The following is a 20,021-nucleotide window of genomic DNA, read 5'->3' on the forward strand; positions in this document are numbered from 1 at the left end:
AAAGGAAAGGAACTCACGATGGTGGAACTCAACATCAACGGCCGCACTACGCGGCTGGACGTGGACGGCAGCACGCCGCTCTTGTGGGTGCTGCGCGAGCATGCCCATCTCACAGGCACCAAGTACGGCTGCGGCGTGGTCCAGTGCGGGGCCTGCACGGTGCATGTGGATGGCAATGCCATGCGCTCGTGCGCGGTGCCGGTGAGCGCACTGCCGGCCACGACCAGGGTCACGACCATCGAGGGGCTGGCGCAGACGCGCATGAAGGTCGTGCAGGAGGCCTGGGCCGAGCTCGACGTGGCGCAGTGCGGCTACTGCCAGCCGGGGATGATCATGGCCGCATCGTCCCTGCTGGCGCAGAACGCGGAGCCCAGCGAGAGCGACATCCGCGAGGGCATCACCAACATCTGCCGCTGCGGCACCTATCCCCGCGTGCTGGCGGCCGTGCAACTGGCCGCCAAACGGCTGGCGGCCTGAGGAGAATGGCATGAACGAACTCGCTTCTCCCCTTGCCAAGCCCACGCGCCGCGGTTTCCTGCAGGCTACAGGGGCGCTGGCGGTCGGTTTTTCCTTTCCGCTGGCGGCCCAGGGCCTGTCCGGCGCGGCGCCGGTGGAGGTCACGGCCTGGGTCGTGGTCCAGCCCGATGACCAGGTGATCGTGCGCATCGCGCGGGCCGAGATGGGGCAGGGCACCCTGACCGGCCTGGCGCAACTGGTGACCGAGGAACTCGATTGCGACTGGAGCCATGTGCGCTTCGAACTCGTGAAGCCCGGTGCCAACCGTGCGCGCAACCGCGTGTGGCGCGACATGGGCACGGGTGGCTCGCGTGGCATTCGCGGCTCGCACGACTATGTGCGCCAGGGCGGCGCAGCGGCCCGCAGCATGCTGGTGCAGGCGGCGGCAGCGGCCTGGAAGGTGGATCCGGCGGACTGCCGCACCGACAAGGGCGTGGTCACGCATGCGCCCAGCGGCCGCAGCACCCGCTACGGCGCGCTGGCGGCCGAGGCGGGCAAGCTGCCCGTGCCCGCCAACGTGGCGCTCAAGGACCCCAAGGACTGGAAGATCGCCGGCAAACCGCTCAAGCGCCTGGACACCCTGGACAAGCTCGACGGTTCGCTGGTCTATGGCATGGACTTGCGCATGCCCGGCATGCTGGTCGCCGTGCCCCAGGCCTGCCCGGTGCATGGCGGCAAGCTGGTGCGCTTCGACGCAGCGGCCGTCGAGAAAATGCCGGGCGTGCGCCAGGTGCTGCGTGTGGACGAGGCGACCGTGGCCGTGGTGGCAGACACCTTCTGGCAGGCCAAGACCGCGCTCGACAAGCTGCCCGTGGTCTGGGATGAAGGCCCCAATGCCAAGGTGTCGAGCGAAAGCATTGCTGCCCTGGTGCGCACCGGCCTGACCGGCGAGACGCCCTTCGTCGGCAACCGCGCCGGGGATGCGCGGGGCACCCTGGCGCGGGCCGGCCGCGTGATCGAGGCCGACTACAGCACGCCCATGCAGAACCATGCGCCCATGGAGACCTTGTCGGCCACCGTGCGCTGGACGCGCGAGCGCTGCGATGTGTGGGCCCCCACCCAGGTGGCCGAAGCGGCGTTGGCCACCGTGGCCGCCGCCGCCGGCCTGGCGCCCGAGGCCTGCGAGGTGCATCCCATGCGCATCGGCGGCAGCTTCGGCCGCCGCCTGGCCACCGACTACCTGGCCATGGCCGTGCGCATTGCGCGCCAGTTGCCCGGCACCCCCGTCAAGATGATGTGGACGCGCGAGGAAGACATGCTGCAGGGCCGCTTCCACCCGGTCACGCACTGCAGGCTGCGCGCTTCGCTGGACGCGGCGGGCAAGCTGGAGGCGCTGCACATGCGCATCTCCGGCCAGTCCATCACCGCCTATGCCAACCCCGGGGCGATGACGGCCAACGGCGACCCGACCATCTTCCAGGGCCTGCTGTCCGACTCGCCCGAGGGCCACCTGGGCTACCAGGTGCCGCACGTGCTGGTGGACTTTGCGATGCACAACACGCACATCCGCCCGGGCTACTGGCGTGGCGTCAACACGAACCAGAACGCGATCTACAGCGAGTGCTTCATCGACGAGGTGGCGCACGCCGCCGGCAAGGACCCCTACCAGTTCCGCCGCGACCACATGGGCGCCCGGCCCAAACACCGTGCGGTGCTGGACGCCGTGGCCGAGCGTGCGGGCTGGGGCCGGCCTGCCGCCAAGGGCGTGTTCCGCGGCATCGCCCAGTACATGGGCTTTGGCAGCTACACGGCAGCGGTGGCCGAGGTCTCCGTGACCGATGGCCAGTTGCAGGTGCTGCGCATCGTGGCAGCCACCGACCCGGGCCACGTGGTCAACCCCCAGCAGGTCGAGGCGCAGGTGGCGGGCTCGTTCTCCTACGGCCTATCGGCCGCACTGTTCGGCGAATGCACGGTCAAGGATGGGCGCATCGAGCAGAAGAACTTCGACACCTACAACGTCCTGCGCCTGGCGGAGATGCCCAAGGTGGAGGTGATCGTCATGCCCTCGGGCGGCTTCTGGGGCGGGGTGGGCGAGCCGACGATCGCCGTGGCGGCGCCGGCCGTGCTGAATGCCGTGTTCGCCGCCACCGGCAAGCGGGTAAGGCACCTGCCGCTGAAGAACACGGACCTGAAAGCCTGACCAGCGCCCGTCTCAGGACGGGGCCGCGTTGCGCGCCATGTGCACCTGGTGCAGCGTGATCTTGCGCACCTCGGCCTGGCTGGTCTGGATGTGGGCGCGCAGCAGCATGGCGGCCTGGTCGCCGCGGTGGGCGCGGATGGCCTTGAGGATGGTGGCGTGCTCGTCGTAGGTCGCCTCGATGCGCGCCTGCTGCGTGAAGTCGAGCCGGCGGATGATGCGGATGCGCTCGGTCACGTCGCGGTGCACGCGCGTCATCTCGGCATTGCCGGCCGCGCGCACCAGCGCGCAGTGGAAGGCCTCGTCCCAGGCGGCTACCTGCAGGGTGTCGGTGCTGCGCTCGGCCACGGGCACCAGCCAGATGCGGTTGAGTTCGTCGAGCAGCTGGTGGTCCACCGGCATGGACTTGAGCGCGCCGCCAGCCCCCTCGTCGCACAGGCGGTGCACGGCGGTGGTCTCCAGCACCATGCGCAGGTCGTAGAGCTGCTCGAACTGGTCGAAGTCGAAGGGCAGCACGCGCCAGCCGCTGCGGAACAGCACCTCCACATAGCCTTCCTGCTGCAGGCGCACCAGGGCCTGGCGCACGGGCGTGCGCGAAACGCCCAGGCGCTCGCAGATCTCGTTCTCGGTGAAGCGGTCGCCGGGCACCAGCTTGAACTCGCCCACGTCGCGCTTGAGCTGGGCGTACACATCGTCGGCGCGCGAGCTGCGGGCCGGTTTCGTCTTGGAATGGGGGAGGGCGGGTGTCTGCACAAGGCGACTTTAGCAACTACGGGGCCATGCCTGCGTCGGCCAAGGCCGACAGCAGCGCGGCCGATGGTACGGTCCAGCCGATGATGGCACCCTGGGCGCGCAGCATCTCGATGGCGGCCGCCTTGAAATGCGGGAAGTAGCTCTCGGTGCAGTCTTCCAGCAGCAGGCTGTCGTAGCCGCGGTCGTTGGCCTCGCGCATGCTGGTCTGCACGCAGACCTCGGTGGTCACGCCCATGAAGACGAGGTGCGTGATGCCGCGCGCCTGCAGAGTCTTGTGCAGGCCGGTGGCGTAGAACATGCCCTTGCCGGGCTTGTCGACCACGATCTCTCCGTCCACCGGCTCCAGGGCCGGGACGATCTGGTTGCCCGGCTCGCCCGCCACCAGGATGCGGCCCATGGGCCCCGCATCGCCGATGCGCAGCTGCGGGTTGCCGCGCAGGCGCTTGGCGGGCGGGCAGTCCGACAGGTCGGGCCGGTGCGATTCGCGCGTGTGCAGCACCAGGCCGCCCGCCGCGCGCCAGGCGGCAAGCACGGCCTGGCAGGCCGGCACGATGGCTTCGAGCAGCGACACATCGTTGCCCAGAGTCTCGCCGAAGCCGCCGGGCTCGATGAAGTCGCGCTGCATGTCGATGATCACCAGAGCGGTGTGCGCCAGCGCGAAGCGGTAGTCGAAAGGGTTGGCGTGGACGGTGGTCAGGCTCATGCGGTGGCCTCCTGCGCGGGGCTGTGGTCGTGCCCGCCGCCCATGTAGGCGCCCAGCACATGGCGCTCGGCGGTGGCGGCCGGGGTTTCATGGACGATGCGGCCTTCGCTCATGACCACGATGCGGTCGGCCAGCTCCAGCAGTTCGTCCAGGTCTTCGCTGACCAGCAGCACGGCGCCGCCGCGCTCGCGCACGCCCAGGATGCGGGCATGGATCTCGGCCACGGCCGCAAAGTCCAGGCCGAACACCGGGTTGGCCGCGATCAGCACATTGATGTCGCCCGCCAGTTCGCGCGCCAGCACCGCGCGCTGCACGTTGCCGCCCGACAGGCTGCGGATGGGCGCACCCTCGCCCTGGGTCTTGACGCCATAGCCCGCGATCCATTCGCGCGCACGGCTGCGCCAGGCGGCAAAGCGCAGCACGCCGCCACGGCGCAGCGGCGGCTGGTCGAAGTCGCGCAAGGCCATGTTCTCGGCCACCGACAGGTCGCCCACGCAGGCATTGCGCAGCGGCTCCTCGGGGAGGCTGCGCACCTTGAGTTCGCGGTTCTGCGCGCGCGTGGCGGTGTAGTCCCGGCCCAGCACCTGCACTTTGCCTGCCAGGCGCGGGCGCTGGCCCACCAGGGCCTCGACCAGCTCGCGCTGGCCATTGCCCGACACGCCGGCGACGCCCAGCACCTCGCCCCGGCGCACCGCCAGGTCCAGGCCCGGCAGGGCCAGGGTGCCACGGTCGCCCGGGGCCTGCAAGCCCTGTACCAGCAGTGCGGTTTCGCCGGGGGCGTTTTCGGCCCGGCTGGCCGCCTCGGGGCGGGCCTGGGTGGATGGGGCTGCGGACGCTTCGCCCATCATGGCCTGGGCCAGGGCCTCTGGCCCCGTATCGACCACGCGGCCATGGTGCACGGCCTGGCCCCGGCGCAGCACGGTCACGGCATCGGCATAGGCCATGACTTCGCGGAACTTGTGCGTGATGATGATGACGCTGCACTGCCCGCTCTGCGCGAAGGCGCGCACATGGCCCAGCACCTCGTCGGCCTCCTGCGGGGTCAGCACCGAGGTGGGTTCGTCCAGGATCAACAGGCGCGGGCGCAGGTACAGCTGCTTGAGCAGTTCGAGCTTCTGTTTTTCGCCGGCCGCCAGCTCGGACGGGCGGGCGTCCAGGTCCAGCTGGAAGGGCGTGGTGGCCAGAAAGGCCTGCAGCTCGGCGCGCTTGGCGCGCCAGTCGATCACCGCCGGGGTCTGGCCGCCGGCGAGCAGCAGGTTCTCGGCCACCGTCATGCCCGGCGCCAGCGTGAAGTGCTGGTAGACCATGCCGATGCCCAGGCTGCGCGCGACGATGGGGTTGGCGATGGCCTGCTCGCGCCCGTCGATCAGGATGGCGCCTTCCTCGGCCCTTTGGTACCCCGCCACGCATTTGACCAGCGTGCTCTTGCCCGCGCCGTTCTCGCCCAGCAGGGCGTGCACGCTGCCGGGCTCCACGCGCATGTTCACGCGGTCCATGGCGGTGAAGCTGCCAAAGCGCTTGGTCAGGTTCCAGGTCTCCAGCGCCAGCGCGCCGGTGCCTGGAGGCAGTGCGCCTATGGGGTGGTCGGGCAAGTGGTCGGACATGGCGTGCTTCCTTGTGGGCTATTCCAAGGCCATCAACAGTTCGGCCGAAGTGGCATGCGCCCCGAACACACCACCCTGCATGGTCACCATGTTGAGTGCCGCCTGGTGGTTGGCCGGGTCGGTGGCGGCCGTGCAGTCGGACAGCAGCAGGCACTCATAGCCCCGGTCATTGGCTTCGCGCATGGTGGTGTGCACGCAGACATCGGTGGTGATGCCCGTGAGGATGAGGTTCTGCACGCCCGCGAGCTGGAGCACCATGTCCAGGTCGGTGGCGTAGAACGAGCCCTTGCCGGGCTTGTCGATCACCACCTCGCCGGGCAGCGGCGCGAGCTCGGGGATCAGCTCCCAGCCCGGCTCGCCGCGCACCAGGATGCGCCCACAGGGCCCGGCATCGCCGATGCCCAGGCCCTCCTTGCCGATCTGGCGCGAGCGCCAGCGCTTGTTGGCCGGCAGGTCGGCCAGGTCGGGCCGGTGCCCCTCGCGGGTGTGGATGATGCGAAAGCCCTGCGCGCGCATCGCCGGCAGCAGGCGCTGCAGCGGCGCGATGGGTGCGCGCGTGAGGGCGATGTCGTAGCCCATCACGTCCACGTAGCCGCCGATGCCGCAGAAGTCGGTCTGCATGTCGATCACGAGCAGTGCGGTGTTGTCGGGCCTCAGGTCGCCGTTGTAGGGCCAGGCATAGGGGTTGGCCTGGACGTGCCGGGTGGTCGCTGTGGTCACGTGGGAGGTCCTTCAAGACTGTTTGGTGGAAGAGAGTTCACCGGGGCTGCCGGTGGCGACACTGCCGGGCTTGCAGGTCACCACCAGGATCAGCAGGGTCAGCACATAGGGCACGGTGTTGAACAGGTGGTAGCCCCAGCCCACGCCGACCGACTGCAGCGCCGGGCCGATGGCGCCCGCGCCGCCGAACAGCAGGGCGGCCACCAGGCAGCGCAGGGGGCTCCAGCGCGCAAAGATCACCAGCGCCACGGCGATCAGGCCCTGGCCGCTGGAGATGCCTTCGTTCCAGCTGCCGGGGTAGAACAGGGTCAGCGAGGCGCCACCCAGCCCGGCGATGAAGCCGCCCGCCGCCGTGGCCGCGATGCGGATGCCTGGCACCGAATAGCCCAGGGCGCGCGTAGCGTTGGCCGAGTCGCCCGCCAGTCGCACCAGCAGGCCCCAGCGCGTGCGCGCAAAGGCCCACCACAGCAGCACGGCCAGCACCACGCCCAGCGGCAGCAGGGCATTGACCTGCAGGGCCGACTGCACCACGGGCGAATCGCTCCAGCCGCCCAGCGGCAGGGCGGGGATCTGCGGGGCCTGCGGCTGGATCAGCGGCTTGCCCAGGTAGAAGGCCAGGCCCATGCCCAGCAGCATCAGCGCGATGCCGGTGGCCACGTCGTTCACGCGCGGCAGCGAGCACAGCACGCCGTGCAGCGTGGCCAGCAGGGCGCCTGCCGTGGCCCCGGCCAGCACGCCCAGCCAGGGCGAGCCCGTGAGGTAGGCGCCGCCGAAGGCCGCCATGGCCGAGAGCACCAGCACGCCCTCCAGCCCCAGGTTGATGCGGCCCGATTTTTCGGTGAGGCATTCGCCCAGGCTCACGAACAGGAAGGGCACGCCCACGCGCAGGGCCCCGCCCACGATGGCGGCGACGAGGGCAATCCATTGGTCTGCAGTCATATCGCCTCCACATGGGCAGCCGGTGCCGGGGTGGTGCTGGTGTCCTCGGGCCGCCTGCGGCGCTGGGCCCACCAGGCCCGCCAGTCCACCTCGCGCAGCGCCTCGCTGGCCAGGATCAGCACGAAGGCAATGCCCTGCAGCACCATCACCGAGGCGTCGGGCAGGCCCAGGCGCCGCTGCAGCAGGCTGCCTGCTGCGCCGAAACCGCCGAACACGATGGCCACCGGAATGATGGCGATGGGGTTGTGCCGCGCGATGAAGGCCACGAGGATGCCCGCATAGCCATAGCCCGCGATCAGTGCCCCGTTGGCATTGGTGTGCACGGCCGCCACCTCCACCGCGCCGGCCAGGCCGGCCGCGGCGCCGCCCAGGGCACAGGCCAGCAGCACCAGGCGCGTGGAGGGCAGGCCCACGAGCTGCGCCGCGCGCGGGTTGCCGCCCACCACGCGCACCGAGAAGCCCGAGGCCGTGAAATGCAGCCACAGCCCCAGCGCCACGCAGGCCAGCACGCCCAGCACCAGGCCCCAGTGCACATCCGACCCGGCGATGCCGCCGATGAGCAGGCCGGGGTCCAGGCTGGGCGTGGCCGGCTTGTTCAGGCTGGCCGGGTCGCGCAGCGCCCCTTCCACGAAATGCTTGAACAGGCCGATGGCCACGTACGACAGCAGCAGGCTGCTGATGGTCTCGTTGATGCCGCGGTACTGGCGCAGCCAGCCCGCGAGCATGATCCAGAGGGCACCGGCCACGGCCCCTGCCGCGCAGGCCAGCAGCGTGCCCGCCGCGTTGGTGGGCAGGGCCACGGCCATGGGCAGGGCCGCGGCGGCCAGGCCGCCGAGCACCAGGGCGCCTTCACCGCCGATCACCGTGAGCCCGGCGCGCGCGGGCAACGCCACGCACAGGGCCGTGAGCATCAGCGGCGCTGCGCGCTGCAAGGTGTTCTGCCACGAGAACCAGTCGCCGAAGGCGCCCTTGAACAGCGTTGCCCACACGTCGAGCGGGTTCACGCCGGCAAAGCCGACGAAGCCGCCGAACAGCAGCAGCGCCAGCGCGATGGCGGCAACGGGCAGGAGGATGTCCTTGGCGACCGGGTGCATACGTTTCCTTCAACAAGTCACTGGAGCAAGCCTTGCTTGCGGTGCGTGGAGCAGGCAGGGCCTGGGCCAGTGGCCGCCGCGCAAGGGCCACCCCGCCGCGCTGGCGGCGTCCCCCTTGAGGGGGAAGGCGCGAAGCGACTCAGGGGGAGTCAAAATGAACCCAGGACGCCTTCGACCAGGTAGTCCATCTTTTCCAGCTCCAGGTCGGTCTGCTTGAACGACTTGCCGCTGGCGATGACCTCCTTGCCCTTGTTGGTCTTGAGCGGGCCCTTGAAGATGTCGAAGCCGCCCGCGATCATCTTGGCCTTGGTCTCGTCGGCCTGCTTCTTGGCCGCATCGCTCACGGCCGGGCCGTAGGCCGACATCTTCACGAAGCCTTCCTTCAGGCCCCCGCGCAGGAAGTTGGGGTGCGGCTTGCCCGTGCGCGCCGCCTCGATGATGGTGGTGTAGGCGGTGAGCCAGTTCCACTCGGCGCCCGTCAGGTAGGCCTGGGGCGCCAGCTTGGCCTGGCTGGCGTGGTAGCCGCAGACCATCTTGCCGCGCTTGGCAGCGGTCTCTACGATGACCTTGGGCCCGTCCACATGCATGGTGAACACGTCGCAGCCCTGGTCGGCCAGGCTGTTGGTGGCCTCGGCCTCCTTGACGGCCATGGACCACTCGCCCGTGAAGATCACGCTGCAGGTGATGCCCGGCTTGACCGAGCGCGCGCCCAGCGTGAAGGCGTTGATGTTGCGCAGCACCTGCGGGATGGGCTTGGCCGCGATGAAGCCGATCTTGCCGCTCTTGCTCATGTGGCCGGCCACCACGCCGTTGAGGTACTGGCACTCGTCGATGTAGCCGAAGAAGCTGCCCGCGTTCTTGGGGTGCTTGCCCTCGGTCCACATGCCGCCGCAGTGCGAAAAGCGCACATCGGGGTACTTGGCGGCCAGGGCCAGCAGGTGCGGGTCGAAGTAGCCGAACGAGGTAGGGAACAGCAGCTTGGCGCCGTCCTGCGCGATCATGCCGGTCATGGTCTTTTGCACGGCGGCGGTTTCGGGCACGTTCTCTTCTTCGACCACCTTCACGCCGGGCAGCTTCTTGAGTTCGGCCGCGGCCTGGGCATGGGCCTGGTTGTAGCCGTAGTCGTCGCGCGGGCCGACATAGATCACGCCCACGGTGAGCGGCGCCTGCGCGTTCGCCTGCAGCGCCCAGCCGCCCAGGGTGCCGGCAGCGCCCAGCGCCGCGAGGGATTTCAGGGATTCGCGGCGGTTCGGGTGGGCCAGGCGGGTCATGGGTTTCTCGTGTTTCATGGCAGTCCTTTCGGCAATGGTTGGATCGGGGGAGGGGGAGAAAAAGGGTTCAATCCAGCAAACTCACATGGGCGGCGACGACGCGCCAGCCGGCTGGCGTGCGCAGCCAGGTCTGGCTCTGGCGCCCGGTGCGGGCACTGCCCTCGCGCTGGAACTCCACATTGGCCGTGGCGAAGTCGCTGCCATAGGTGGTGATTTCGGTGCGCAGCAGGCGCCGCTGCAGGCCCTGGGACGGGCGCGCGGCGCGAAACGCCTTGATCTGCGCGTAGCCGTACAGGTTCTCGGTGGCGCCGTAGCGCAGGGTGTGGGGGCTGTCCCAGAACAGCTCGTCGAGCACATCGACCTTGTTGTTCACCAGCGCGTCTTCGTAGCGGGCGAACACGGCCTGCACTTCGGCAAGCACTTCGGGCTGGTTGATGGGGTGGGGCATGGTGCGGGCTTTCAGAGGGAGGCGACCGGTGCCTGGCAGATGCCTGCAGCCTCCAGCACGGCGGCGGCGCGCAGCGCCAGGTCTTCGCGCCAGGGCGCGGCGATGAGCTGCACGCCGATGGGCAAGGTCGGGTGGGCGCCCCACACGGGCACGGAGCACACGGGCAGGCCGATGCACGAGATCGGCTGGGTCAGCAGGCCCATGTTGGGGCGCAGCGGCAGGTCGCGCCCGTTGAGGTCGAAGCGCTCGGTGCCGATGGGCGTGGCCGCGCAGGGCGTGGCGGGGGCCAGCAGCAGGTCGTAGCGCGCCAGCACGACAGCGGCAGCGCGGGCATAGCGGCCGCGCACGCGCTGGGCGCGTGCCACCCAGGCGGCGGGGATCAGTGCGCCCGCCAGGAAGCGGTCGCGCGACAGCGGCTCGAAATCTGCCGCGCGCTTGCGCAGGTTGTCGAGGTGCAGGGCACCGGCTTCGGCATTGGTGATGAGGAAGGCCGCGGCGCGGCCGGCCTCCACCAGCGGCAGTTCCACCGCCTCGGCCTCGGCGCCCAGTGCCTGCGCCACCCGGTCCACGGCGGCGCGTGCCTCGGGCAGGGCGTTGTCGGCAAAGTAGCCGCCGAGCACGCCGATGCGCAGGCCCGTCGTGCCTTGCCCCAGCGTTTGGAAAACCGGCTCCACGGGCCGCTGCGCACAGCCGGCATCGGTGTGCGCGCCGGGTGCCTCAGGCCCCTGCAGGGCATCGTAGGCCAGCGCCAGGTCGCGCACGCTGCGCGCCATGGGCCCCAGGTGGTCCAGGCTGGAGATGAAGGGAAAGCTGCCCGTGCGTGGCAGGCGCCCGAAGGTGGGCTTGAGCCCGAACACCCCGCACAGCGAGGCCGGCACACGGATGGAGCCATTGGTGTCCGAGCCCAGGGTGATGGGCACCTGGCCCGCCGCCACGGCCGCGCCCGAGCCGCCCGACGAGCCCCCTGCGATGCGCGCCAGGTCGTGCGGGTTGTGGCAGGCACCCTCATGGCTGTTCTCGGTGGTGAAGCCGTAGGCGTACTCGTCCATGTTGAGTGCCCCGACCAGGATGGCACCCGCGGCCTCCAGCCGTTGCACCAGCAGGCCATCGGCTGTGGCCGGTGCCGCGCCCCGCTCGATCTTCGAGCCCGCCAGGGTGGCGATGCCTTCCACGTCGAACAGGTTCTTCACGGCAAAGGGCACGCCCAGCAGGGGCAGGGCGGCCTGTGTGCCATCGGCCAGGCCGGCATCGATGCGTGCGGCGCGTGCCAGGGCGCGAGTGCCCAGCACTTCGGTAAAGGCGTTCACGCGGGCGTCGGTCTGCGCGATGCGCGCCAGGCAGTGCGTCACCAGCGCCGTGGCCGTCACGTCGCGTGCCGCCACGGCCTGGGCCGTGCCGGCCGCATCCTGCTGCCACCAGGGGGCCGTCATGCGCTGCCCTCCAGCGGCACCACGGGCACAAAGGCCATGGCGGGTTCGTCCGTGGCGGCCAGGGGCACGGCGTTGACGGTGTCGGTAAAGCCGCTGGCCAGCGCCAGGTAGCCCAGCACGGCAGCGCGGTGCTCGGCCGCGATGGGCAGGCCGACGGCGGCCGAGGCCGCATCCAGGTAGCGTTCGAGCTCGGCGGCGTTCATCGGCGCACCTCGCGCTGGAAGATCTCCAGGCTGAGCTTCTTCATCGCCACGAAGCTGGGTTCGCTCAGCGTGGCCAGGGTGCGCGGGCGCGCGTCCTCGTAGCGCAGGATCTCGGCCACCTTGGTCCGGCGCTTGGTGAGCAGCAGCACCTCGTCGGCCAGGTAGACGGCTTCCTCCAGGTCGTGCGAGACCAGCAGCATGGTGGTGCCGGTCTGCATGAACACCTCCTGCAGCTTCTCACGGATGAACAGCGTCATCTCGAAGTCGAGCGCCGAGAAGGGCTCGTCGAGGAACAGCACCTCGGGGTTGGGCGCCAGAGCGCGCATGATGGAGGCGGTCTGCTGCTGCCCGCCCGACAGCTCGTAGGGGTAGCGGTTCAGGTCGAACTTCACGTCGAACGAGGCCACCAGCTCGGCCATGCGGCGGTCCACCTCGGCCTTGCTCTTGCCTTCGAGCTGGAGCGGGTAGGCGATGTTGTCGATGGTGCGCATCCACGGGAACATCGCTTCGCGGTAGTTCTGGAAGACGTAGCCGATCTTGGTGTCCTTCAGGCTCTTGCCGTCGAACAGGATCTCGCCGCTGTCGATGGGCACCAGGCCCGCGATCATGTTGATCAGCGTGCTCTTGCCACAGCCGTTGGGGCCGAAGACCGAGACGATCTTGTGCTTGGGGATGTCGAGGTCGAAGTCCTCGTACAACGGCCAGCCTGCGAAGTACTTGGTCAGCCCGCGGATGGTGATGTGCGTGCCGGCCGGGCCGGGTGTGAAGGCGCGGCGGGGCACGTCGGCGTACACGGCGCCGTTGACGACGGTGTTCATCGGCCGCTCCAGTGCACGATCTTGCGTTCGGCGACGAGGAACAAAATGTTCAGGGCATACCCCAGCGCGCCCGCAGCCAGGATGGCGGCGTACATGCTCTTGACGTTGAGGACCTGCTGCGCGTCGATGATGCGGTGGCCCAGGCCGTTGTCCGAGCCGATGAACATCTCGGCCACGATAACGATGACCAGCGCCATCGACACCGCCGAGCGCAGGCCGACGAAGGTGGGCTGCAGGCTCTCCCAGACCAGCACGTCCTTGAAGATCTGCCAGCGCGAGGCGCCCATGACGCGCGCGGCCATCACGCGCTGCTTGCGGGCATTGATGACGCCGTAGGCGCTGTTGAAGATGACGATGAGGAAGGCGCCGAACGCGGCGATGGCGACCTTGTTCACGTCCGACACGCCGAAGATCAGCAGGAACAGCGGGATCAGCGCCGAGGAGGGCGTGGAGCGGAAGAAGTCGATCAAAAACTCCACGCTGCGGTAGGCGCGCTCATTGCTGCCCAGCAGCACGCCCAGGGGTACGCCGACCACCGCCGCGATCAGAAAGGCCTGCACCGTGCGCCAGACGGTCACGGCAAAATCCAGCAGCAGCGGGCCGCCGGCCAGCCCGGTGACCAGGGTGAGCACGGTGGTGCCGGGCGGCGGCAGCAAGATGGGCTTGATGAAGCCCAGGCGCACCACCAGGTCCCAGACGATGAACAGGGCCAGCGGCCCGGCAAAGGGCAGGAATTTGTCCCAGGCGGGTTTTTTGGGCGCGGCGGAAGCCGCCTTGCCCGCGGGCGGCGACCAGGCGCCGGCGGTGGTGGTCGTGGTGTCGGCCATGGCGCGTCCTGCCCCTCAGGCCTTGTAGATCAGGCTGTCGACCACGACCTTCTTCTCGAAGATACCCTTCTCGGTGAACAGGTCGTAGAACTTCTGGAAGTGCGCCAGGTCGCTGGGCTTGAACTCGTTGTAGAGCATGTAGGAGGCCAACGGCACCTCGGCCGTGAGCGGGCCTTCGATGGCGGTATAGCCCTTCATGAACTGGCGGGCCTCTTCGGGCTTGGTGCGCACCAGCTCGATGCCGCGGGCATAGGCGGCGATGAACTTCTTGGCCGCCTCGGGGTTCTTCTTGATGAACTCGCTGGTCAGGCTGGCTGCGCCACCGTGCCAGGGGGCCATGGCGTCGCCCAGGATGTACCTGGCCACCACGCCCGACTCGATCACCCGCGTGGTGCCGTTCATGCGGCCGATGGTGCCCGTGGGCTCCAGCGTGTAGCAGGCGTCCACCTGGCCGGCGACGATGGCGGCGATGTGCTGGCCGATAGGCAGCTCGGTCACCGTGACGCCGCTGGCGCCGGCGCGCTCCAGCATGGTCTTGCACAAGGTCATGTTCTGGATGCCGGGGCCGGAGGCGACCTTCTTGCCCTTGAGGTCGGCCATGGTCTTGATGGCGCTGTCCTTGCCGGTGATGAACTGGTCGAGCACGAACTTGGCGTTGCTCGGGTTGGTCGCGAAGATCTTGAACAGCCCGGGCTGGGCGATTTCGCCGATGGCCAGGTTGGCCGAGCCCGTGCCGTTGGAGCTGCCGTCGGAGCGGCCCGAGAGCATGGCCTCCATCACCTGCTGGGCGCCCGCGAACTTGAGCGGCTCCACGTCCAGCCCGGCCTCCTTGAAGTAGCCCTTTTCCACCGCTGCGAAGAAGGGCAGGCCTGCCGCCACGGGCCAGAAGCCGATGCGGACCTTGGGACCCGCCTGGGCGCGCACCAGCGCAGGCGCGGCCAGCGCACCCAGGGTGGCGGCCGAGGCCTGCAGGACGCGGCGGCGCGAGGTGCCGTTGGAAAGAGGGGAACTGTGGGATGTCATGGAAGGCTCCTGCAGCAGGGTTGGAGGTGGGGGAATGGGTGGATCAGTTGCCGGCCTTGAGCGACGCGATGTACGCCCGCCAGCCGCCAAAGTGGCTGATGTCGCGCGCACCGGCCAGGGCCAGCGGCTCGCAGATGAAGCCCTGTACGCTGCTGCCGTCGGCCAGGGACAGGGTGCCTATGCCCAGCGGCTGGGGGATCAGCGCGACGAAGCTGCCGTAGTGCGCGGCCGGCATGCGCCAGACCTCGACGGCGATGCGCGTGCCCTGGCCGGGTGCCACGCGCAGCAGGCCGGGCTTGGGCGGCACGGTGCCGGGCAGGGCGTAGAGCTGGTAGTCGGGGGCGGTCTCGGTGGCGCGCTCCAGCGTGGCGCCGCGCTCGGTGAGCTGGCCGTTGAGGGGCATGCCGCTCAGGTGCGCGCCGACCACAGCGACCCTGACCGTGGCAGGCGCCTGCAGCCCGGCGATGGGCTGGGGGGCGGGCAGGGGCATGCTGCCGGCGGCCTGGGGCAGGCCAATGGCGTGGTGGTAGCGCTGGCCCAGCTCGGCCAGCTGCAGGTCGCTGCCGCAGGGGCCGATCAGGGTGATGCCGAAGGGCAGGCCATCGGCGCGCAGGCTGCTGGGCACCGCAATGGCAGCATAGTCCAGCAGGTTGACGAAATTGGTGTAGGCCCCCAGGTTGCGGTTGAGCACCACCGGGTCGGCCTGCATGGCGGCAATGGTGTAGTGCGTGGGGGCCGTGGGCACCAGCAGCACGTCGATGGCCTCGGCTCCCTGCCACATGGGCGCGACCTGCTGGCCCAGCGCGCGCAGGCGGGTCTGGGCATCGCACAGGTCGGCCGCGCTGTAGCCGCGCCCGCTGGCCAGGATGCTGCGCACCGGCTCCACCACCTGGTCGGCATGCGCATCGAAGAAGCCGCGCACGGCGGCATAGCGCTCGGCCACCAGGGCGCTTTCGTAGAGCAGGGCGGCGGCCTGGGCCAGCGGTGCGTAGTGGATGGATACCGGCGTGCCGCCCAGGGCCTGTAGCCGGGCCACGGCTTCGGCGAAAGCAGTCTCGGCCGCCGCATCGCCAAAGAACTCCAGCACGTCGGGAACGCCGAAGCGAAAGCCCACGGGCAGCGGCTCGCGGGCCAGGGGGATCTGCCGGCCATAGGGGTCCTGTGCGTCATAGCCCTGGGCCACCTGCAGCACGCGGGCCGCCAGGTCCACGGTGCGCGCGAAGATGGAGACACAGTCCGCGCTCTGCGCTGCCGGCACCACACCGCGTGCGCTGACCAGGCCCTTGGTCGGCTTGATGCCGACGATGTTGTTCAGCCCGGCCGGTACGCGACCCGAACCGGCGGTGTCGGTGCCCAGCGCGAAATCCACCTGCTCCGTTGCCACCACATAGGCCGAGCCCGAGCTGGAGCCGCCCGACACATAGGCGGCATCCAGCGCATTGGGCACGGCGCCATGCGGAGAGCGCGTGCCGTTGAGCCCGCAGGCGAACTGGTCCAGGTTGGTCTTGCCCACCAGGGTGGCGCCCGCATCGAGCAGGCGCTGCACCACGGCCGCATGGGCCGTGGCGGTGTAGGCGAAAGCGGGGCAGGCGGCCGAGGTCGGGTAACCCGCCACATCGATGTTGTCCTTGACCGCAAAAGTGAGGCCATTGAGCGGGCCGCCGGGCGCGCCGGCAAGGGGCGGCTCGCAGCGCAGTATCCAGGCCTGCTCGGCCAGCACCGGCGCGCCTGCCGCTGCGGGGGAAAGTTCGGCCACCAAAGAGCTTGTTGCTTGCACCATTTTGAAGAATTCAATCTTGGATACAAGATGAGATGCAAGCGCTGTGCCAGGTGTGCGGGAGCGTGCGGGCAGGGTGGCGTCATGCCCTGCGCTCAGAGGAAAAGGGGGTGTCTGGCTCCCCTTGCGCAGGGGACGTCCAGGCCATTGGCGGCTAGAACCCTGCTGCGCTCTGGTGCATGGATTGGGTTTCAGGCGGTGCGGGACGCGCTAAAGTGGTGAGCCCTGCTGGTGTCCCGGGAGTGCATGGAGGACGCCGGCGTGAAATCCATCCCCAGCCGCGTCCGCATGATCTCCTTCCACAACCCCCTGCACCACCGGCATGCGCCGGTCCACGAGTTCTACCGCGGCGAGCGCGTCCCCTGCTTCGAGAAGCCGGTGCGTGCCCAGTACGTCGAGGACGCCTTGCGCGAACGCGGCCACGGCCTCTTGGCGCCCGATGTGGACAGCAGCCCCGTGTTGGCCCAGATCCACGCGCCGCGCTACCTGGCCTTTTTGCAGAGCGCCTGGCAGCAATGGCTGGCGCTGGATGCGGTCAACGCTTCGGTGCAGCCCTTTCCCTCGGTGTGGCCGGTGCGCAGCCTGCGCAGCGATGTGGAGCCCGATAATTTCGTCGCCAAGCTCGGCCTGTACTCCATGGACAACGGAACCCCCATGGCCGAAGGCACCTGGGAGGCCGCCAAGGCCGGGGCCGACGCTGCGGCCAGCGCGGCGGCGCGTGTGGCCCAGGGCGCGCGCGCCGCGTTCTGCTGCACGCGCCCGCCGGGCCACCATGCGGGTCCGGATTTCATGGGCGGCTACTGCTTCCTCAACAACGCCGCCGTGGCCGCACAGTGGCTGCGCAACCACGGGTCCATCCGTGTGGCGCTGCTGGATGTGGACTACCACCACGGCAATGGCACGCAGAGCATCTTCTACGACCGCGACGACGTGCTGTTCATCAGCATGCATGGTGATCCGCGCACCGAGTACCCGTTCTACCTGGGCCATGCCGACGAAACCGGAGCAGAGCAGGGGGCGGGCTTCAACCTGAACCTGCCCCTGCCCGCAGGCACCAGCGCCGAGCAGTGGTTTGCCGCGCTGGAGCAGGCCTGCGTGCGCATCGCCCAGTACCAGGCGGACACGCTGGTGGTCTCGCTCGGGCTCGATGCCTTCGAGGACGACCCGATCTCCAAATTCGCCCTCAAGACGACGGACTTCACGCGCCTGGGCGAACGCCTGGCCGCCCTGGGCCTGCCCACGGTGTTCGTGCTCGAAGGCGGCTATGCGGCAGCCGAGCTGGGCCACAACGCCGTGAATGTGCTTGACGGCTTCGAGCAGGCGGCAGCGCGGTGAGCGACGCCGTCGACTGCGTGGTGGTCGGTGCCGGCGTGGTGGGCCTGGCCGTGGCCCGCGCGCTGGCCCTGCAGGGCCGCGAGGTCATGGTGCTGGAGGCAGCCGATGCCATCGGCACCGGCACCAGCGCGCGCAACAGCGAGGTCATCCATGCCGGGCTGTACTACCCGGCGGGCTCGCTCAAGGCCCGGCTGTGCGTGCAGGGGCGCGAGATGCTCTATGCCTACTGCGCCGAGCGCGGCGTGCCCCACCGGCGCTGCGGCAAGCTCATCGTGGCCACGGCGGCCGACCAGATTCCGGCGCTACAGGGAATCGAGGCGCGTGCCCGGGCCAACGGCGTCACCGACCTGCAGTGGCTGGATGCGGCTGCAGCGCAAGCATTGGAGCCCGCGCTGCAGTGCGTAGCCGCGCTGCATTCGCCCAGCACCGGCATCATCGACAGCCATGCGCTGATGCTGGCGCTGCAGGGCGATCTGGAGCATGCGGGCGGGCTGGTGGCGCTCAACTCGCCATTGGCGCAGGCGCACTGCACAGCCGAGGGCATCCACCTGCAGGCCGCCGATGGCACGCAGTTGCTGGCACGCAGCGTGGTCAATGCTGCCGGCCTGGCCGCGCCCGATCTGGCGCGCCGCTTCGAAGGGCTGAACCCGCGCGATGTGCCCACGCCGTACTACGCCAAGGGCAATTACTTCACCCTGGCCGGGCGTGCGCCGTTCAGCCGCCTGATCTACCCGGCCCCCGAGGCGGCGGGCCTGGGCGTGCACCTCACGCTGGACCTGGGCGGCCAGGCCCGCTTCGGCCCCGATGTGCAATGGGTGGACGACCCTGCCGACCTGCAGGTGGACCCCGCCCGTGGCGATGCCTTCTATGCCGAGGTGCGCAAGTACTGGCCGGGCCTGGCGGACGGCGCGCTGCTGCCAGGCTATGCCGGCATGCGCCCCAAGATCACGGCACCGGGCGAGGCCGCGGCCGACTTTGTGGTCCAGGGGCCGGCAGCGCATGGCGTGCCGGGCCTGGTGAACCTGTTCGGCATCGAGTCACCGGGCCTCACGAGTTCACTGGCCATCGCTGCGCACGTGGCCACCTTGTTGCCATGATGCCTGTCAACACCCTGTAATGCGTAGGCCATTGCGTCCAAGTCCTACATGGTTTTTGGCGATGTGTCCGCTAAGATGACAGCGAGCGCTGCATGAGGGGGAGCCTGCGGCAACCCATGGGGTGTGATTTCTTCAATTTCTAATCAGAAAGGTTTGCTGTATGAGTATTTCCGACTCCGTTTCCACGACCCAGGCCGATCTGGAAAAACTCGTGTCCGACCTGCGCGGCCTGCTGGCCAGCAAGGACCTCGACTCCGTGCCCGACATCAAGCTCTTGCGCCAGAAGCTCGACGACGGCCTGCACAATGCGCGCGAAGCTGCCGTGCGCGCCGCCCAGGATGCCGCCCGCCAGGCCAAGGATGCGGCCCTGGCTGCCGACCGCTACGCCCATGACGAACCCTGGCGCGTGGCCGGTGCGGCGCTGGCCGTGGGCGCTCTGGTGGGCTTTCTGCTGGCCCGCCGCTGAAGCGACGGCGGCCCACGGGGGCGCCTTCTTGCGCACTTGCGGTGCGGCAGGGCTTTGCTCTGCTGGCACCGTGGTGCCCGCAACCCTGGCAGCGCGGCCTGCCTTGACTATCTAACACCCAAGGACACTGATGAACTGGTTCGCTCTTCTGGGCCTGGATGCGCTGGTGGCGCGTTGGCGCGCGAACATCATTGAAGGGGCCATTGCCGCCGAAGACCGGATGGACCTGGTGCGCCTGGAATGGCAGGACCAGAAACAGCGCCTGCAGCAACTGCTGGTGCTGACCATCCTGGTCGGCGGGCTCACGGTGGTGGCGCTCATCATGCTGTCCATGGCGTTGCTGGTGCACTTCTGGGACACCGAGCACCGCGTGCTCGTGGGCTGGCTGGTGGCCGGTGCATGGCTGCTGGGCTGGGGTGCGGCGCTGGCCCGCCTCGTGTCCGTGGCCAAGCGGGCCGGCAACGGTTTTGCCCTGACCCGCCAGGAACTGGCCCAGGATTGGCGCGACATCAAGGAGCGGCTGTGATGCCTGCCGACAAACAAGCCTTTGTTCCCGAACCCACGCCCGAGCAGCAACGCGTGCTGGACCGCATTGCCCTGCAGCGCGAGCGCATTCGCGCGCGGCGCAAGGCCCGGGCCCAGGCGCTGGCCCTGGCGCAGTCCGCCCAGCAGGCTTCGCCGGATGAACCGTTTGCCTTGCGCGCAGCAGCTTTTGCCAAACAGCACCCGGTCGCAGTGGCCGCCCTGGCCGGTGCCGCCGTGGTGGCCGGGCCGCGCCGCCTGGTCCGCTGGGTGGGGCTGGCGATGCCGCTCATCACCCGCCTGGGCCCGTTTCTCGCGCGAAGGGGCTGACGAGGGGC

General features: G+C 69.5%; 21 protein-coding genes. 7 read left to right on the forward strand and 14 right to left on the reverse strand.

Going from position 1 to position 20,021, the window contains the following annotated elements:
- Nucleotides 1-21: 21 nt before the first annotated feature.
- Together AC3WOH_RS05580 and AC3WOH_RS05585 are read left to right on the forward strand one after the other, a co-directional pair.
- Complete coding sequence (locus tag AC3WOH_RS05580) at nucleotides 22-477, forward strand: (2Fe-2S)-binding protein (RefSeq protein ID WP_492228551.1); 456 nt, start codon at nucleotides 22-24, stop codon at nucleotides 475-477.
- A gap of 10 nt (nucleotides 478-487) precedes the next feature.
- On the forward strand, nucleotides 488-2,656 hold the full coding sequence (locus tag AC3WOH_RS05585; RefSeq protein WP_492228388.1) for a xanthine dehydrogenase family protein molybdopterin-binding subunit: 2,169 nt from the start codon (nucleotides 488-490) through the stop codon (nucleotides 2,654-2,656).
- 12 nt (nucleotides 2,657-2,668) lie between these two features.
- Here the strand turns inward: AC3WOH_RS05585 and AC3WOH_RS05590 are convergent, their stop codons facing one another.
- From AC3WOH_RS05590 to atzF, 14 genes are all read right to left on the reverse strand, one after another.
- Nucleotides 2,669-3,406: a GntR family transcriptional regulator gene (locus tag AC3WOH_RS05590; RefSeq protein ID WP_492228389.1), complete on the reverse strand. Its 738-nt coding sequence runs from the start codon at nucleotides 3,404-3,406 to the stop codon at nucleotides 2,669-2,671.
- A gap of 16 nt (nucleotides 3,407-3,422) precedes the next feature.
- Nucleotides 3,423-4,109, reverse strand: a complete 687-nt coding sequence (locus tag AC3WOH_RS05595) for a cysteine hydrolase family protein (protein ID WP_492228390.1) — start codon at nucleotides 4,107-4,109, stop codon at nucleotides 3,423-3,425.
- On the reverse strand, nucleotides 4,106-5,713 hold the full coding sequence (locus AC3WOH_RS05600; RefSeq protein ID WP_492228391.1) for an ABC transporter ATP-binding protein: 1,608 nt from the start codon (nucleotides 5,711-5,713) through the stop codon (nucleotides 4,106-4,108). The genes AC3WOH_RS05595 and AC3WOH_RS05600 overlap by 4 nt, the downstream gene beginning before the upstream one ends.
- Nucleotides 5,714-5,731: 18 nt before the next feature.
- Nucleotides 5,732-6,433 (reverse strand): biuret amidohydrolase, encoded by a 702-nt coding sequence (gene biuH, locus AC3WOH_RS05605; protein ID WP_492228392.1) that lies wholly within the window; start codon nucleotides 6,431-6,433, stop codon nucleotides 5,732-5,734.
- Nucleotides 6,434-6,445: 12 nt separating this feature from the next.
- On the reverse strand, nucleotides 6,446-7,372 hold the full coding sequence (locus AC3WOH_RS05610; RefSeq protein ID WP_492228393.1) for an ABC transporter permease: 927 nt from the start codon (nucleotides 7,370-7,372) through the stop codon (nucleotides 6,446-6,448).
- On the reverse strand, nucleotides 7,369-8,466 hold the full coding sequence (locus tag AC3WOH_RS05615) for an ABC transporter permease (protein ID WP_492228394.1): 1,098 nt from the start codon (nucleotides 8,464-8,466) through the stop codon (nucleotides 7,369-7,371). Before AC3WOH_RS05615 ends, AC3WOH_RS05610 begins: the two co-directional genes overlap by 4 nt.
- 149 nt (nucleotides 8,467-8,615) lie before the next feature.
- Nucleotides 8,616-9,737, reverse strand: a complete 1,122-nt coding sequence (locus tag AC3WOH_RS05620; protein WP_492228552.1) for a BMP family ABC transporter substrate-binding protein — start codon at nucleotides 9,735-9,737, stop codon at nucleotides 8,616-8,618.
- Nucleotides 9,738-9,804: 67 nt separating this feature from the next.
- Nucleotides 9,805-10,185, reverse strand: coding sequence for an oxalurate catabolism protein HpxZ (gene hpxZ, locus AC3WOH_RS05625; protein WP_492228395.1), 381 nt, complete (start codon nucleotides 10,183-10,185; stop codon nucleotides 9,805-9,807).
- An 11-nt stretch (nucleotides 10,186-10,196) separates the two neighbouring features.
- Complete coding sequence (locus AC3WOH_RS05630) at nucleotides 10,197-11,615, reverse strand: AtzE family amidohydrolase (protein ID WP_492228396.1); 1,419 nt, start codon at nucleotides 11,613-11,615, stop codon at nucleotides 10,197-10,199.
- Nucleotides 11,612-11,818 carry a DUF4089 domain-containing protein gene (locus tag AC3WOH_RS05635; protein ID WP_492228397.1) on the reverse strand — a complete coding sequence of 69 codons (207 nt, stop codon included), beginning with the start codon at nucleotides 11,816-11,818 and terminating at the stop codon, nucleotides 11,612-11,614. Before AC3WOH_RS05635 ends, AC3WOH_RS05630 begins: the two co-directional genes overlap by 4 nt.
- A complete protein-coding gene (locus AC3WOH_RS05640; protein ID WP_492228399.1) occupies nucleotides 11,815-12,636 on the reverse strand; it encodes an ABC transporter ATP-binding protein in 822 nt (273 codons plus the stop codon). The genes AC3WOH_RS05635 and AC3WOH_RS05640 overlap by 4 nt, the downstream gene beginning before the upstream one ends.
- Nucleotides 12,633-13,463, reverse strand: coding sequence for an ABC transporter permease (locus AC3WOH_RS05645; RefSeq protein WP_145696566.1), 831 nt, complete (start codon nucleotides 13,461-13,463; stop codon nucleotides 12,633-12,635). The genes AC3WOH_RS05640 and AC3WOH_RS05645 overlap by 4 nt, the downstream gene beginning before the upstream one ends.
- 15 nt (nucleotides 13,464-13,478) lie before the next feature.
- Nucleotides 13,479-14,486, reverse strand: coding sequence for an ABC transporter substrate-binding protein (locus AC3WOH_RS05650; RefSeq protein WP_492228400.1), 1,008 nt, complete (start codon nucleotides 14,484-14,486; stop codon nucleotides 13,479-13,481).
- 43 nt (nucleotides 14,487-14,529) lie between these two features.
- Entirely contained in the window at nucleotides 14,530-16,266 is a 1,737-nt protein-coding gene (gene atzF, locus AC3WOH_RS05655) for an allophanate hydrolase (protein WP_492228401.1), read from the reverse strand.
- A gap of 285 nt (nucleotides 16,267-16,551) precedes the next feature.
- On the opposite strand from atzF, the gene AC3WOH_RS05660 reads away from it, so the two are divergent.
- From AC3WOH_RS05660 to AC3WOH_RS05680, 5 genes are all read left to right on the forward strand, one after another.
- Nucleotides 16,552-17,598 (forward strand): histone deacetylase family protein, encoded by a 1,047-nt coding sequence (locus tag AC3WOH_RS05660; RefSeq protein WP_492228553.1) that lies wholly within the window; start codon nucleotides 16,552-16,554, stop codon nucleotides 17,596-17,598.
- On the forward strand, nucleotides 17,595-18,695 hold the full coding sequence (locus AC3WOH_RS05665; protein ID WP_492228402.1) for an NAD(P)/FAD-dependent oxidoreductase: 1,101 nt from the start codon (nucleotides 17,595-17,597) through the stop codon (nucleotides 18,693-18,695). Before AC3WOH_RS05660 ends, AC3WOH_RS05665 begins: the two co-directional genes overlap by 4 nt.
- Before the next feature lie 160 nt (nucleotides 18,696-18,855).
- Complete coding sequence (locus AC3WOH_RS05670; protein WP_492228403.1) at nucleotides 18,856-19,161, forward strand: DUF883 family protein; 306 nt, start codon at nucleotides 18,856-18,858, stop codon at nucleotides 19,159-19,161.
- A 130-nt stretch (nucleotides 19,162-19,291) separates the two neighbouring features.
- The gene (locus tag AC3WOH_RS05675) at nucleotides 19,292-19,687 is read left to right on the forward strand and encodes a phage holin family protein (RefSeq protein WP_492228404.1); all 396 of its coding nucleotides are present in this window, start codon (nucleotides 19,292-19,294) and stop codon (nucleotides 19,685-19,687) included.
- Nucleotides 19,687-20,013 carry a hypothetical protein gene (locus AC3WOH_RS05680; RefSeq protein ID WP_492228405.1) on the forward strand — a complete coding sequence of 109 codons (327 nt, stop codon included), beginning with the start codon at nucleotides 19,687-19,689 and terminating at the stop codon, nucleotides 20,011-20,013. The genes AC3WOH_RS05675 and AC3WOH_RS05680 overlap by 1 nt, the downstream gene beginning before the upstream one ends.
- Nucleotides 20,014-20,021: the final 8 nt, after the last annotated feature.

The sequence above is a fragment of the Acidovorax sp. FW305-C-20-28 genome (genome assembly GCF_058783375.1).

Bases quoted from the DNA above. Each gene is read 5' to 3' on its own strand.
- AC3WOH_RS05585 (WP_492228388.1), top strand. From the start codon at position 488: ATGAACGAACTCGCTTCTCCCCTTGCCAAGCCCACGCGCCGCGGTTTC.
- AC3WOH_RS05595 (WP_492228390.1), bottom strand. From the start codon at position 4,109: ATGAGCCTGACCACCGTCCACGCCAACCCTTTCGACTACCGCTTCGCG.
- AC3WOH_RS05600 (WP_492228391.1), bottom strand. From the start codon at position 5,713: ATGTCCGACCACTTGCCCGACCACCCCATAGGCGCACTGCCTCCAGGC.
- AC3WOH_RS05610 (WP_492228393.1), bottom strand. From the start codon at position 7,372: ATGACTGCAGACCAATGGATTGCCCTCGTCGCCGCCATCGTGGGCGGG.
- AC3WOH_RS05615 (WP_492228394.1), bottom strand. From the start codon at position 8,466: ATGCACCCGGTCGCCAAGGACATCCTCCTGCCCGTTGCCGCCATCGCG.
- AC3WOH_RS05620 (WP_492228552.1), bottom strand. From the start codon at position 9,737: ATGACCCGCCTGGCCCACCCGAACCGCCGCGAATCCCTGAAATCCCTC.
- hpxZ (WP_492228395.1), bottom strand. From the start codon at position 10,185: ATGCCCCACCCCATCAACCAGCCCGAAGTGCTTGCCGAAGTGCAGGCC.
- AC3WOH_RS05630 (WP_492228396.1), bottom strand. From the start codon at position 11,615: ATGACGGCCCCCTGGTGGCAGCAGGATGCGGCCGGCACGGCCCAGGCC.
- AC3WOH_RS05635 (WP_492228397.1), bottom strand. From the start codon at position 11,818: ATGAACGCCGCCGAGCTCGAACGCTACCTGGATGCGGCCTCGGCCGCC.
- AC3WOH_RS05640 (WP_492228399.1), bottom strand. From the start codon at position 12,636: ATGAACACCGTCGTCAACGGCGCCGTGTACGCCGACGTGCCCCGCCGC.
- AC3WOH_RS05645 (WP_145696566.1), bottom strand. From the start codon at position 13,463: ATGGCCGACACCACGACCACCACCGCCGGCGCCTGGTCGCCGCCCGCG.
- AC3WOH_RS05650 (WP_492228400.1), bottom strand. From the start codon at position 14,486: ATGACATCCCACAGTTCCCCTCTTTCCAACGGCACCTCGCGCCGCCGC.
- atzF (WP_492228401.1), bottom strand. From the start codon at position 16,266: ATGGTGCAAGCAACAAGCTCTTTGGTGGCCGAACTTTCCCCCGCAGCG.
- AC3WOH_RS05660 (WP_492228553.1), top strand. From the start codon at position 16,552: ATGATCTCCTTCCACAACCCCCTGCACCACCGGCATGCGCCGGTCCAC.
- AC3WOH_RS05670 (WP_492228403.1), top strand. From the start codon at position 18,856: ATGAGTATTTCCGACTCCGTTTCCACGACCCAGGCCGATCTGGAAAAA.
- AC3WOH_RS05675 (WP_492228404.1), top strand. From the start codon at position 19,292: ATGAACTGGTTCGCTCTTCTGGGCCTGGATGCGCTGGTGGCGCGTTGG.
- AC3WOH_RS05680 (WP_492228405.1), top strand. From the start codon at position 19,687: ATGCCTGCCGACAAACAAGCCTTTGTTCCCGAACCCACGCCCGAGCAG.